This window comes from Carbonicoccus niuqiaonis (assembly GCF_050157065.1).
GTDB lineage: Bacteria > Actinomycetota > Actinomycetes > Propionibacteriales > Propionibacteriaceae > Avipropionibacterium.
The window spans coordinates 1058761-1071179 of the sequence record NZ_CP189573.1; the positions used below are offsets into that span (position 1 = coordinate 1058761).

Annotated in this window: 11 protein-coding genes; 6 read left to right on the forward strand and 5 right to left on the reverse strand. The window is 70.8% G+C overall.

What is annotated here, in order from left to right:
• Positions 1–217: 217 nt before the first annotated feature.
• Positions 218–694: a hypothetical protein gene (locus ACQBAU_RS04850; protein WP_465254991.1), complete on the reverse strand. Its 477-nt coding sequence runs from the start codon at positions 692–694 to the stop codon at positions 218–220.
• A gap of 173 nt (positions 695–867) precedes the next feature.
• On the opposite strand from ACQBAU_RS04850, the gene ACQBAU_RS04855 reads away from it, so the two are divergent.
• A complete protein-coding gene (locus ACQBAU_RS04855; protein WP_465254990.1) occupies positions 868–1815 on the forward strand; it encodes a Gfo/Idh/MocA family oxidoreductase in 948 nt (315 codons plus the stop codon).
• A 119-nt stretch (positions 1816–1934) separates the two neighbouring features.
• Positions 1935–4004 carry a thioredoxin domain-containing protein gene (locus ACQBAU_RS04860; RefSeq protein WP_465254989.1) on the forward strand — a complete coding sequence of 690 codons (2070 nt, stop codon included), beginning with the start codon at positions 1935–1937 and terminating at the stop codon, positions 4002–4004.
• 48 nt (positions 4005–4052) lie between these two features.
• Here the strand turns inward: ACQBAU_RS04860 and ACQBAU_RS04865 are convergent, their stop codons facing one another.
• A complete protein-coding gene (locus tag ACQBAU_RS04865; protein ID WP_465254988.1) occupies positions 4053–4622 on the reverse strand; it encodes a dihydrofolate reductase family protein in 570 nt (189 codons plus the stop codon).
• Positions 4623–4745: 123 nt separating this feature from the next.
• Between ACQBAU_RS04865 and ACQBAU_RS04870 the strand changes: the two genes are divergently transcribed.
• Complete coding sequence (locus tag ACQBAU_RS04870) at positions 4746–5783, forward strand: Gfo/Idh/MocA family protein (RefSeq protein WP_465254987.1); 1038 nt, start codon at positions 4746–4748, stop codon at positions 5781–5783.
• Here ACQBAU_RS04870 and ACQBAU_RS04875 read toward each other — a convergent pair.
• Both ACQBAU_RS04875 and trhA read right to left on the reverse strand, forming a co-directional pair.
• A complete protein-coding gene (locus tag ACQBAU_RS04875; RefSeq protein ID WP_465254986.1) occupies positions 5764–6948 on the reverse strand; it encodes an SGNH/GDSL hydrolase family protein in 1185 nt (394 codons plus the stop codon). The genes ACQBAU_RS04870 and ACQBAU_RS04875 overlap by 20 nt on opposite strands.
• A 53-nt stretch (positions 6949–7001) precedes the next feature.
• On the reverse strand, positions 7002–7757 hold the full coding sequence (trhA, locus tag ACQBAU_RS04880; RefSeq protein ID WP_465254985.1) for a PAQR family membrane homeostasis protein TrhA: 756 nt from the start codon (positions 7755–7757) through the stop codon (positions 7002–7004).
• 152 nt (positions 7758–7909) lie between these two features.
• On the opposite strand from trhA, the gene ACQBAU_RS04885 reads away from it, so the two are divergent.
• From ACQBAU_RS04885 to ACQBAU_RS04895, 3 genes are all read left to right on the forward strand, one after another.
• Positions 7910–8716, forward strand: a complete 807-nt coding sequence (locus ACQBAU_RS04885; RefSeq protein WP_434549934.1) for an isoprenyl transferase — start codon at positions 7910–7912, stop codon at positions 8714–8716.
• A gap of 496 nt (positions 8717–9212) precedes the next feature.
• Positions 9213–10448: a PhoH family protein gene (locus ACQBAU_RS04890; protein WP_434549997.1), complete on the forward strand. Its 1236-nt coding sequence runs from the start codon at positions 9213–9215 to the stop codon at positions 10446–10448.
• Positions 10449–10533: 85 nt separating this feature from the next.
• Entirely contained in the window at positions 10534–11226 is a 693-nt protein-coding gene (locus ACQBAU_RS04895) for an aggregation-promoting factor C-terminal-like domain-containing protein (RefSeq protein WP_434549935.1), read from the forward strand.
• 28 nt (positions 11227–11254) lie between these two features.
• On the opposite strand, the gene ACQBAU_RS04900 is transcribed toward ACQBAU_RS04895, so the two are convergent.
• The gene (locus tag ACQBAU_RS04900; protein ID WP_465254984.1) at positions 11255–12412 is read right to left on the reverse strand and encodes an alanine racemase; all 1158 of its coding nucleotides are present in this window, start codon (positions 12410–12412) and stop codon (positions 11255–11257) included.
• Positions 12413–12419 lie beyond the last annotated feature (7 nt).

Below are 12419 nucleotides of genomic sequence, written 5' to 3' on the forward strand. Positions count from 1 at the left end.
CGTCGAGTGGGCAGTTGGCGAGGTCCGGCCACGCCGAGCGGGCGGTTGGAGAGGCGGCGCACGAGCAGACGCCGCTCCGACTGCCCGCTCGATTGCGTGAGCGTGCCTGCCCACAGCCGTCGAGCCGTGCCCACAGCTTTCGAGTCGTGCTCACGCCCGTCGAGGCCGTACCTCACGCCCGTCGAGCTTGTCGAGACGTCGGGGGTCGGGGTCGGGCTCACTCCGCGGGCAGGTCCAACGCGCACCGGATCGGGGGGACCTCGCGGGGATCGACCCGCAGCACGACCGTGCGGGGGTCCCGGTTGGGGCGGGCGAGCCACCAGGACCGGCGGATCTCGTTGTGCACCAAGGGCTGGCGTGCGGTCGCGGCCTGCACCCGCATCCGCAAGAGGACGGGAGCTCCGCGCGCCGCCTGGCCGACCGTGGCGTCGGTGACCTCCTCACGGGGAAACGACCAACCGCGCGAGCCCGTACGGGTGACACTGTCCTCGTGGATGACCAACGAACTCCGGGCCCGGGTCAGTTCTGACCAGCCGAGCAGGGCGAAGAGCAGCACCATCACCACCGACACCCCGAGTTGCAGCCATCGGGTCTGCAACAGACTCAGCACCGCGGTGACGCCGACGATGACGAAGGCCACCGCGAACAGCGCGGTGAGCGCTTGTGCCACCCGGTCGATCAGGCGAAACGTCATGTCGGTCCCATCGTCGGCGCTCCCTGGTCGGCGCCAAGGCTCCAGTATGGGGGAGGGGTCGTTGCCTGCTTCCTCCTCCCTCATCGTGACGTCGTGGATGAGCGGGCAGATCTGCTAGTACTGTCCGACGCACGCCCGCGACGCGAGAGTGGGCCACCGTGCCGGGAGGATCCATGATCAGGTACGCCCTCGTGGGGCTGAGCGACCCACGCCATCACGTCCTGACGGCACCGTTCAACCGACGGCGAGCCGGCATCCGCCCGGTCGCCGTGGCCGAGGGTCACGCCACCGACGTACGCGACCGCATCGCCACCGACACCAAGGTGCCCGGATTCGCTGCGCACGAGGCGTTGCTGACCTCGACACTGCCTGACCTGGTCGGGGTGGCCGTGCCCTCCGGCGCCCACCCGGTGATCACCGCTGCGCTGGACGCCGGTGCCGGTGTGTTGGTCCTGCCACCGCTCGCCGACACCGTGGCCGACCTGGATGATCTGGCCGCACGGATCGCAGCCGGCGCCGCCGTCACCGCGGTGCACACGTGGCGTGGCCACCAGACCGCCACGCTGGCTGCCGAACTGCTGGCCCGTGGGCGCCTGGGGCAGCTCGAGGGCGTTGCCCTCACCATCGGCGCCGAGGTCAGTGGGCAGGAACGGGAGGCCGCCACGTACGAAGCGGTGGACCTGTTCTGCCGGCTCACCGGTGCCGAGACCGGAACCGTACGGGTGCCGATCGACGAACCGGCCCGGGACGGAGAGGTCCTGCGGCTGCAGGCCGGGGCCGAGGTGGACGGTCGTTCGGTCCGCCTCGAGATCTGGCAGACCACCGGGCCGGCCGTCGACCCGGACCAGCCGGTCGCGGTGCCGTACGCGGTCGAGGTGATCGGCAGTACAGGCACCGTCGAGTGGGACGTCCGGAGCGGCCGCCTGGTGTCGGTGCTCGGGGACGCCGAACCAGTGGTGTTGAGCTGCGGCCGGCCGAGCCGGGAGGCCGACTGGGTGCTGACCAACCTGGTCCGGGCGGTCACCAGGCCGTTGACCGGCCCCGGAGCGCTGGTCAGCACCCGGGTCGTGCTGCAGGCCAAGGAGTCCGAGGCAGCCGGGGGCACGCTGCGAACCTGGTGAACCACTCCCGTCGGGGCGGAGCGCCGGTGCTGCGGCGGACACCCGGTCCCTAGGCTGGAGGTGGCCCTTTCGACCAGCTCAGGGAGCGGAGGGCCGCCACTCGACAAGGAGTCAGCACCATGGCCAACCGTCTCGCCGACGCGACCAGCCCGTACCTGCTCCAGCACGCCGACAATCCGGTCGACTGGCAGGAGTGGGGGCCCGAGGCGCTCGACGAAGCCGTACGCCGTGACGTGCCGATCTTTCTGTCGATCGGCTACGCGGCCTGCCACTGGTGCCACGTGATGGCCGACGAGAGCTTCGCTGACGAACAGGTCGCGGCCATGATCAACTCGAACTTCGTGGCGATCAAGGTGGATCGCGAGGAGCGACCTGACATCGACGCGGTCCACATGGCCGCCACGGTTGCCCTGACCGGTCAGGGCGGGTGGCCGATGTCGGTGTGGCTGACCCCGGAGGGCAAGCCATTCCACGCCGGCACGTACTTCCCGCCCGAGCCTCGACACGGGATGCCGTCGTTCCCGCAGGTGCTGGACGCGGTGGCCGACGCGTGGCGTGACCGTACGGAACAGGTGCGCACGGGAGCGGCCGACATTGCCGCAGAGCTGGCGAAACGGGCAGCCGTGCCACCGCCGGGGGAGGTGGGCGTCGACGAGATCGACCTGGCCGTCATCACCCTGGCCGGCGACTTCGACGATCGGCACGGCGGGTTCGGCGGTGCGCCCAAGTTTCCGCCGTCGATGGTGCTCGACGCCCTCCTCGCCCGCGCCGCCCAGGGCGACGGTGCGGTGGCCGACCAGGCCTGGACAATGGCGCGTGACACCTGTCTGGCGATGGCCGACGGTGGGCTCTTCGACCAGCTCGCCGGCGGGTTCGCCCGCTACAGCACCGATGTGGCATGGGTGGTGCCGCACTTCGAGAAGATGCTGTACGACAACGCGTTGCTGCTCGGGGTGTACGGCCACGCCGCCCGGGAGGCGAATCGGCGAGGCGAGGATGCGACCCGGTTCGCCGAGGTGGTGGAGCTGACGGTCGGTTGGCTGGCCGATGAGCTCACCACCACCCAAGGTGCCTTCGCCTCGTCGCTCGACGCCGACAGTGCAGCTGATCATGACAGCGCCGAGCACGAGGAGGGCGCCTACTACGTCTGGACCCCCGCAGAGCTCGACGCCGTGCTGGGTCCCGAGCTGGGCGCCGTCGCGAAGCTGGCCCACCGGGTGACCAATGCCGGCACCTTCGAAGGTGGAACCTCTGTCCTGCAACGGGATTCGGAGGTCGAGCTGCCCACCGACATCCGACCGGCCCTGCTCGAGGCGCGGACCGCCCGGCCCCGTCCGTCCCGTGACGACAAGGTGGTGGCCGGCTGGAACGGTTGGGCGGTCGCCGCCGTGGCCGAGGTGGCGATGATCTTCGCCCGGCCGGACTGGCTGACCGTGGCGACCACCGCCGCGACCACCGTGCTGGACCTCCACCTCGACGAGTCGACCGGTCGACTGGCGCGGTCATCCCGGGACGGTGTCGTGTCGCGAGCGGCCGGGGTGGCCGAGGACTACGCCGGGTTGGCCCACGGCTGTGCGGTGTTGGCGTGTGCGACGGGGGACGGCGCGTGGCTCGACCGTTCGGTTGGGCTCCTGGACTCGCTCGAGGAACGGTTCGGCGCCGACGACGGTGGCTTGTACGACACCGCGAGCGACGCCGAGGAGCTGTTCCTCCGGCCTCGCGAGGTGGCGGAGAACGCGATCCCGTCGGCCACCACCGCGGCACTACGGGCCGAACGCCTGGTGCAGCGGCTCACCGGCAACGACCGCTGGCGGCAACGGGCCGACAGCAGGCTCACCACTGTCGGGGCGCTCGTCGCCCGGGCGCCGCGTGCCGCCGGCTGGGCCCTGTACGACGCGGTCACGCAGTTGGGTGCCCGGCCGGCGGCGGAGGTCGCGATCGTGCCGGCCACCGACGGTGTCGACATCGCAGCGCTCGTCAGCGTGGCATGGCGGCAGGCCCCGGCCGGGTCGGTGGTCGTGGTCGGCTCCGGGGACGGACCCCCCGATGCTGCCGGGATCCCTGTGCTGCAAGGCAGAACGGCGATCGGCAACCGGGCCACGGCGTACGTGTGCCGGGACCATGTCTGCCATCGGCCGGTGACGACCGAGTCCGATCTGGCCGGTCAGCTGGCGGCACCCGTGCGCTGACGGGTGGGTGCAGGCGTCTCGACAAGCTCGACGGGCGGGGGCTCGGTCTCAGTCGGGGGTTCCGGGTGGGCCGTCCAGCACGGTGGGGAGGTACTCCAGCAGCTGTAGCCGTCCGTCGAACACCTTGTGGTCGACGAGCTCCAGCCGGACGTCGGGCCAGCCGTCGTAGATCCGGTCCTGGCCGGTGGCGCCGGTGACCACCGGGAAGACGACCACCCGGTAGCGATCCACCAGGCCGGCGGTGAGCAGTGATCGGCACAGCGACACGCTGCCGAGGGTACGCATCGGCACGCCTTGCCGCTTCAGCTCCGAGACGGCCTCGACGGCGTCGCCGGTGACCAGCCGGGTGTTGGCCCACGCGAGTGGTTCGGTCAGCGAGCTGGAGAACACCACCTTGTCCAGCGCGTCCAGCGCACCGGTGCCCTCCTCGCCGTCCGCTGCGAACGCCGACATCAACGTGTAGGTCTTGGCGCCCATCAACACCGTGTCCTGGGCATGGGAGTCCTGTGCCATCCAGGCGAAGTACTCCGGGCCCTCCATGCCCCAGAACCCCGGCCAACCCTCGGCCGCGCCGAAGCCGTCCAACGAGGTGATGAAGTCGAGCATCAGTTCCGACATCGCAGAACCCTTCCGTCCGGGCCACCAGTGGCCGATGGTCCATCGGACCACGTCCAGCTCGGGTCGGCCACGAATCGGCGACACCGCAGACAGCTGCCCGTCGCCCCTTCTAGGGTGGTGGCCATGACTGACACGCTCCGGGTCGGCGTCATCGGCGCCGGCGGAAACACCAGACGGCACCACATCCCCAAGCTGCAGGCGATCGCCGGGGTGGAGGTGGTCGCAGTCAGCAACCGCAGCCCCGCCTCCGGGGAACGTGTTGCCGCTGACTTCGGCATCGCGACCGTCCATGATCACTGGTGGGACCTGATCGCCGACAGCTCGCTGGACGCCATCGTGATCGGGACGTGGCCCGACATGCACGCCCGACTCACGGTAGCCGCTCTCGAAGCAGGCAAGCACGTGTTGTGCGAGGCCCGGCTGGCCCGTGACGTCGCCGAGGCCCGCACCATGATCAGCTCATCGCAGGCCAACCCGCACCTGGTCGCCCAGGTGGTGCCGGCCCCGTACACGCTGCCGTTCGACGCGACGATCAGCCGCCTGCTGTCCGACCGGACGATCGGCGACCTGGTCAGCGTGGAGGTCGAGGAGCGCTCCGGCTTCGCCGACCCGACCGCACCGGTGACCTGGCGGCAGCGAACCGACATCAGCGGCGTCAACGTGATGTCGCTCGGGATCCACTACGAAGCGGTCCTGCGGTGGCTGGGGGAGGCGACCCGGGTGTCGGCGTTCGCCAGCACCTCCGTGCGCCGTCGACCCGACGCCAGCGACGGCGGCACCCTCCGTACGGTGGACGTTCCTGATCATGTCGACGTGACCGGCGAGCTCGCCTGCGGGGCGCAGCTGCGGATCATGATCAGCCAGAGCACCGCACTCGGGCCGAAGAATGCGATTCACCTGTATGGCGCCGAGGGGACGATCCGGCTCGCCGACGGCGTCCTGGCCGTAGGTCACCGGGGCGACACCGAGCTGACTCCGGTCGACATCCCTGCCGAGCAAGCGATCGGCTGGCGGGTCGAGGAGGAGTTCGTCGGCGCCATCCGGGGCACCGAGCCGGTCCGCCGCACCACCTTCGACGACGGGCTGCGCTACCTACGGTTCACCGAAGCGGTCCACCGCAGCATCCACGAGCGCCGTCAGGTCACGCTGTCGGAGCTGTGACGCCGAACGGGCCGCCGGACGCGAACACCCGCTCGGCGAACCGCTCCCCGATCAGTCGCTGGGTCGGCCCGTCGGGGTGCAGCCCGTCCGGCAACGGATGGGCCTCGTCGTCGGCCGGGCCGTACAACTCCAGCCCCGACAGCAGGTGCAGGTTTGGGTCGTCGGCGGCCCGCAACTCCACGATGCGGGTCAGCTCGGCCCGGATCACCTCCAGGGTCAACCGACCGGCCGGAATGTCGGCCGGGTCCCCGGTCGCCCGGAACCGCACCTCACCGCGCTGCCACGCCTCCGGGTCCAGCTGACCCGGGCCGGGGACGTCCTCGTGGGTGGGTGAGCGAAGCGGGGTGACCACCAGCAGCGGGGTCGTGGGGTGCCCGTCACGGATCAGGTCCAAGAACGCGTGCACGGCCGGGGTGAACGCGCGCAGCCGCATCACGTCGAAGTTGACCAGGTTGATGCCGAGCTTGAGGCTGATCACGTCGGCCGGCAGGTCACGGATCGTCCTGGCGACCGAGCCGTCCAGCATGCAGCTGGCGCCGTACCCGAGGTTGAGCAGGTCCACCCCGGCGAGGCCGGCGGCGACGGCGGGCCAGATGCCGGTCGGGTGGGTGGCGTTGGAACCGTGACTGATCGAGCTGCCGTGGTGGACCCAGCGTCGCCGACCGTCGACGATCGGCTCGAGCGGGGCGTCGGCGCGCAGTCCGACCAGCTCGGTGTTCTCGTTGTGGGGCAGCCAGATCTCGATACGCTTCGTACCTTTGGCAAGGTCGGCGAAGCGGACCGTGCCGGGTTCGCCGGGTCGCGTCTCGGTCTTTCCGGTGGCCGGGTCGCTGACCAGGACGGTGCCGCCGGCGATGCTCTGCTGATCGGCCAGGACCCCGTCGACGACCAGGTCGTACGCACCCACCGGCCGTTCGGGGCCGCCGGCGAAGGTGCGCCGGGTGGGTCGAGCCGTCAACTCGATCACCGTCGCCGCGGTCCGGAACGCCAGCCGCACCCCGGAGGACTCGGCCTCGGCCACCAGCAGGGCCGGGTCGGCGTCGAAGCGCGCCGCTGCCGGCAGCCGATGCGGGCGGACGCCGAGGTCGGTGCGTTCCAGGTCGAGCGCACCGTGCCACAGGTCGTCGGTCAGGGGGCGGCTGGTCAGTCCGTCCGGGAGTGTCATGCGTCCAGCCTGCCGCACGACTGCGGTGGCGCGACCGCGACCCGACACCGATCTCAGCCGGCGGCGTAGGTGGCCATGGAGATCGCGATGTAGTGGCAGGTGAACGCCAAGATGGTGCAGGCGTGGAAGATCTCGTGGAACCCGAACCAGCGGAGCGACGGGTTCGGGCGCTTGGTCCCGTACACGATCGCGCCGACGGTGTAGAGCAGGCCGCCGGCGGCGATCAGCACCACCACGACCGGACCGCCGTTGGTCCAGAGCTGCGGCATCCAGCCGACCGCGGCCCAGCCCACCGCGAGGTACAGCACGGTGTACAGCGCCCGGGGTGCCGACAACCAGAACAGCCGGAACAGCAGTCCGATCACCGCGGCCCCCCAGACCAGGCTGAGCAGCACGACCCGGTCGGTGCCCTCCAACAGCAGCAGCGCCAACGGCGTGTAGGTGGCGGAGATGAAGACGAAGATGTTGGCGTGGTCCATCCGTCGCAGCACGGCCTCGCCCTGCGCGCCCCAGTAGAACCGGTGGTACAGCGCACTCGTGCCGAACAACAGCAGGCTGGCCGCCAGGAACACCGCACCGCCGAGCTTGCCCAGACCGGTGGGGGCCAGCACCACCAGCACGATCCCGGCGGCGACGGCCAGCGGGGTCCAACCCGCGTGGAGCCAGCCGCGGAGCTTCGGCTTGACCTGACGGATGACCTCGGTGACCGCTTCGGCCGAACCACTGCTCTCGGACCGGAGGGTGGACTGGTCGGCGTCGGTCGGTCGCTCGGTGTGCTGCCGGCTGCGGGATGCCTGCTGGGTGCTCATGGGGCCTGCCTGGGGCTCGAGGAGTGACGGTGCGCCGAAGGTCGATGAAGCCTTACCTACGCAATCGTAGGTTACGGAATCGTAGGATTCAACGTGGCGCGGCGCGCCGGACGTCCGGCTCGGCTCCGGGGTGAGGGCGTAACCTGCCGCCCATGGGACGACTCGACCGGCTCCGCGAGTTCGTGGACCGGTTGCATCCCGCGGGCCTGCTGTACAGCACGTACGAGCATCGGCTGCTCGCCGACATCCGACCCGACCAGCTGCCGAGGCACGTGGCGGTGATGGCCGACGGCAACCGTCGGTGGGCCCGCGCGAACGCGCCGGGGGAGCCGCTCGAGGTGGGCTACCGCGCCGGCGCCGAACGGCTGGTCGACTTCGCCGAGTGGTGCGACGAGGCCCACATCCAGGTCGTCACCTTGTGGGTGCTGTCGACCGACAACATCCGCCGGGACGCCGAGGAGGTCGGGCCGCTGCTGCGGGTGATCACCGACCTGGCCGACCTGCTCGCCGCGCACCGGGACTGGCGGGTGCAGTGCGTCGGCGCCCTCGACCTGCTGCCCGACGACGTCGCGGCCCGGCTCGACGCGGCGGCCGACTCGACCGCCGACCAGACCGGGATGATGGTCAACATCGCGGTGTCGTACGGGGGTCGCCACGAGCTGCGCGATGCCGTACGGTCCCTGCTCGCCGACCACGCCGAGAAGGGGACCAGCATCGAGGAGCTGGCCCGGACCCTCGAGATCGAGCACATCGCCGACCACCTGTACACCGCCGGCCAGCCCGACCCCGACCTGGTGATCCGCACCTCCGGCGAGCAGCGGATGGGCGGGTTCTTGTTGTGGCAGTCGGTGCACAGCGAGTACTACTTCTGCGAGGCGTTGTGGCCGGACTTCCGCAAGGTCGACTTCCTGCGGGCGCTGCGCGTGTTCGCACAGCGGGAGCGCCGCTTCGGCAAGTGAGTCGGACATGCCCGGACCCGGGGGCGCCGCCGACCCGAGGGGACGGCCGACACCGGGTCGCAACCTGAGGTTCATCTGGGGCCACGGCGTGGCGCCCCGTGCAGGTCGTTCGTGATGCGTACCGTCTGTGGCATGGACGGTGGGGAAGCCGTCCAGCCGAGAAGGTGGTGGCCCGACCCCTCGGGGCCGAGTGACCACCGGTGGTTGCCGGGAGGCATGACTTGACCACTGTGGGATCCGCGCAGGTGACTCAGCGCAGCTGCGGGCCAGCACCAGGCCCAGGACCCCGTCGGCCCGTCTGAACGACAGACGAGGCCGGCCGCGGGTGGCGTACGGCCTCGGGCAAGGACACCTCGTGCCTGACCAAGCCGTACCGAGCCTCGACGTCACGCCCGCCCGGACCGTCCCCGACGGTGCCCCCGATGCGGAGACCGTGGCGCAGCGACGACGCACCTACGTCATCGACACCTCCGTCCTGCTCAGTGATCCGTACGCGATGCGACGGTTCGCCGAACACGACGTGGTGTTGCCGGTCGTCGTGATCACCGAGCTGGAGGGGAAGCGTCACCACAGTGAGCTGGGCTACTTCGCCCGCAGTGCACTGCGCTTCCTGGACGAGTTGCGGATCGTCCACGGTCGACTCGACGCGCCGGTCCCGGTCAACGACGTGGGCGGCACCGTCCACGTGGAGCTCAACCACACAGACCCGACCGCCCTGCCCGAGGGGTTCCGGCTCGGTGACAACGACTCGCGGATCCTTGCGGTGGCGCTGAACTACCGCAAGGAGGGCGCCGACGTCACGTTGGTCTCGAAGGACCTGCCGATGCGGGTCAAGGCGTCCTCGGTCGGCCTGCCCGCCGAGGAGTACCGCGCCGAGTTGGCGGTGGAGTCCGGCTGGACCGGGATGACCGAGCTCGAGGTGGCTCAGGACGTCGTCGACGAGCTGTACGAGAACCAGGTCGTCGACTCCGACCCGGTCCGTGACCTGCCCTGCCACACCGGCGTGGTGCTGGTCGCCCCCGGCGGCACCGCGCTGGGCCGGGTCACCCCCGGCAAGCAGCTCAAGCTGGTGCGTTCCGACGCCGACGCGTTCGGCCTGCACGGTCGGTCGGCCGAGCAGCGGGTGGCACTGGACCTGCTGCTCGACCCGAGTGTCGGCATCGTCTCGCTGGGCGGCAGCGCCGGCACCGGCAAGTCCGCGCTCGCGCTGTGCGCCGGCCTGGAGGCGGTGATGGAACGCCGCCAGCACTCCAAGGTGGTGGTCTTCCGCCCGCTGTACGCCGTGGGTGGTCAGGAGCTCGGCTACCTGCCCGGCAGCGAGAACGAGAAGATGGGCCCCTGGGCGCAGGCGGTGTACGACACCCTCGGCGCGGTGACGTCGAACGTGGTGATCGACGAGATCCTCGACCGCGGCCTGCTCGAGGTGCTGCCGCTGACCCACATCCGGGGCCGTTCGCTGCACGACGCATTCGTGATCGTGGACGAGGCGCAGTCACTGGAGCGCAACGTCCTGCTCACCGTGCTGAGCCGGATCGGACAGGATTCGCGGGTGGTGCTCACCCACGACGTCGCCCAGCGCGACAACCTGCGGGTCGGCCGGCACGACGGCGTGGTGGCCGTGGTGGAGCGGCTGAAGGGCCACCCGCTGTTCGCCCACGTCACGCTGACCCGCTCCGAACGGTCGCCGATCGCCGCCCTGGTCACCGAGATGTTGGAGGACATCCAGCTCTGAGGCACGGGCAGCTGCGGAATCCGGACACCCCGGTGCGCGTCGCGGGGTTTCGTGATCAATCCGTTATGTGGCAGAGTGTCGGTCCGTGCGTGATGTGACCCGACATGCCCTGACCGGCGCTCTGCTGGCGGCCGCAGCCCTCGGTGTGGCCGTCTCGGTGGACCATCCCCACACGGCGGTGTTCGCCGAACCGGCCGTGCACAGCGCGGTTCCGGCTGCCGGGGGCGAACCGACCGGACGCGAGGAGCGCAGCAACCGCTCCGAGCCCCGCTCCAGTGAGGCCGCCGCCTCGGCCAGTGCGGCTGCCCAGGCGTCCGCCGAGGCCGAGGCGTCGCAGCGTGCGGCTGCGGCACGGTCCAAGGCTGCGGCGGCGCGGGAGAAGGCGCTGGCCGAGCAGCGCGACCGTCGGGAGCAGGCCGCCGAACAGCTGTTGCAGCGTCAGATCCGCGAGGACGGGTACGACCCGCGTACGGCCACCACGCCGCGCGAGATCGGTCGCCAGATGGCGGCGAACAAGTACGGCTGGACCGGTCAGCAGTGGGTCTGCTACGACAAGCTGATCGTCTCCGAATCCAACTGGAAGACCACCGCGACCAACCCGAGCTCCGGGGCGTACGGCATCCCGCAGTCCTTGCCGGCGAGCAAGATGGCCTCGGCCGGCTCGGACTGGAAGACCAATCCGGCCACCCAGTTGAAGTGGGGCCTGAAGTACGTGAAGGACCGCTTCGGCACTCCCTGCAGCGCCTGGTCGTTCAAGCAGGCGAACAACTGGTACTGATCCGTCCCCCGAGCGTGTCGAGGGGTCCTTACTCGGAGCTGCCCGGGGCGAGACAGTCGTGCTGACCGACCCGACGGCCGTTGCGCACCCCGGTCCAGCGGCGCAGTGACCCGAACGCCACGCAGACGTGGTTCGGCACCAACTCCAGCCGGGTACCGACGGGCAGCGGTGGCGGCGGACCCTCCCCGGCCCAACTCAGCCAGCCGTGCTCCTCGGACAGCTTGCTCACCTGCCAGCCCGGCGCGTTCACCAGCAACCCGTACCCGGGGTACTGGTCGGCGTACGCCTTCGCCGGCAACAGGTCGGCGCCGATCGACTTGGTGCCGGCGTCGATGCAGGCCCGGCCCGGTTCGGGATGGCTGACCACGGTCACCAGCACCCGGACGGCGATCCGGTCCAGGTCGGTGTTGCCCAAGGCCAGCTGGCCCAGGTCGCCGAAGGTGTTGATCCCCGGGCGCAGCTGGGTCAGCCCGGGCACGTCGGCCAGGTGGCTGGCCGACCCGGAGCAGCCGGGGGACACGTCGGTGATCGGCACCCCGGCGGACCGGATCTGCTCGGCGGTGCGGGCCATCAGCTCGCCGACCGCGACCGATCGGTCGATCAGGTCGTCGGGCCCGTCGGCCTGCATCACCGATCCCTCGTGGGTGTAGATGCCGTCGAGGTGTACGCCCGGCAGGGCGGCGATCTCGGCCGCGACCCGTGGCGCGTCCGCCGGCGCCACCCCTTCGCGATGCAGTCCCGAATCGATCGCCAGGAACATCCGGCAGCGCATCCCGGACCCGGCGAACACCTCGCCGATCGACGCCGCACCGGCCACCGAGTCGGTGCCGACGGTCAGCTCGACGCGACGGGCCAGGGCCATCGCCCGGCGTGCCTTGTCCGTGCCGACCAGCGGGTAGGCGATGAAGACGTGCAACTCGGGTACGTCGGCCAGCTCGGTGGCGAACGCCTCCGCCTCGCCCAGCTTCGCCAGGCACAGCCCGTCGGCACCGTGGGTCAGCTGCAGCCGACCCAGCTCGGGGCTTCGGTGCGACTTGGCATGCGGTACGAACCCGATGCCGGCCGCATGGCTGATCTCGGCCATCGCCGCGACGTTGGCGGCGACGCGGTCCAGGTCGACCACCAGCCCCGGCGTCTGCACCTCGACGTCGAAGGCGGGGGTGATGGGCAGGGCACTGCTGGTCATGGTCGTG

Excerpts from the sequence above, each read along its gene's own strand:
- ACQBAU_RS04850 (WP_465254991.1), bottom strand. The coding sequence starts at position 694 with ATGACGTTTCGCCTGATCGACCGGGTGGCACAAGCGCTCACCGCGCTG.
- ACQBAU_RS04855 (WP_465254990.1), top strand. The coding sequence starts at position 868 with ATGATCAGGTACGCCCTCGTGGGGCTGAGCGACCCACGCCATCACGTC.
- ACQBAU_RS04860 (WP_465254989.1), top strand. The coding sequence starts at position 1,935 with ATGGCCAACCGTCTCGCCGACGCGACCAGCCCGTACCTGCTCCAGCAC.
- ACQBAU_RS04865 (WP_465254988.1), bottom strand. The coding sequence starts at position 4,622 with ATGTCGGAACTGATGCTCGACTTCATCACCTCGTTGGACGGCTTCGGC.
- ACQBAU_RS04870 (WP_465254987.1), top strand. The coding sequence starts at position 4,746 with ATGACTGACACGCTCCGGGTCGGCGTCATCGGCGCCGGCGGAAACACC.
- ACQBAU_RS04875 (WP_465254986.1), bottom strand. The coding sequence starts at position 6,948 with ATGACACTCCCGGACGGACTGACCAGCCGCCCCCTGACCGACGACCTG.
- trhA (WP_465254985.1), bottom strand. The coding sequence starts at position 7,757 with ATGAGCACCCAGCAGGCATCCCGCAGCCGGCAGCACACCGAGCGACCG.
- ACQBAU_RS04885 (WP_434549934.1), top strand. The coding sequence starts at position 7,910 with ATGGGACGACTCGACCGGCTCCGCGAGTTCGTGGACCGGTTGCATCCC.
- ACQBAU_RS04890 (WP_434549997.1), top strand. The coding sequence starts at position 9,213 with ATGCGACGGTTCGCCGAACACGACGTGGTGTTGCCGGTCGTCGTGATC.
- ACQBAU_RS04900 (WP_465254984.1), bottom strand. The coding sequence starts at position 12,412 with ATGACCAGCAGTGCCCTGCCCATCACCCCCGCCTTCGACGTCGAGGTG.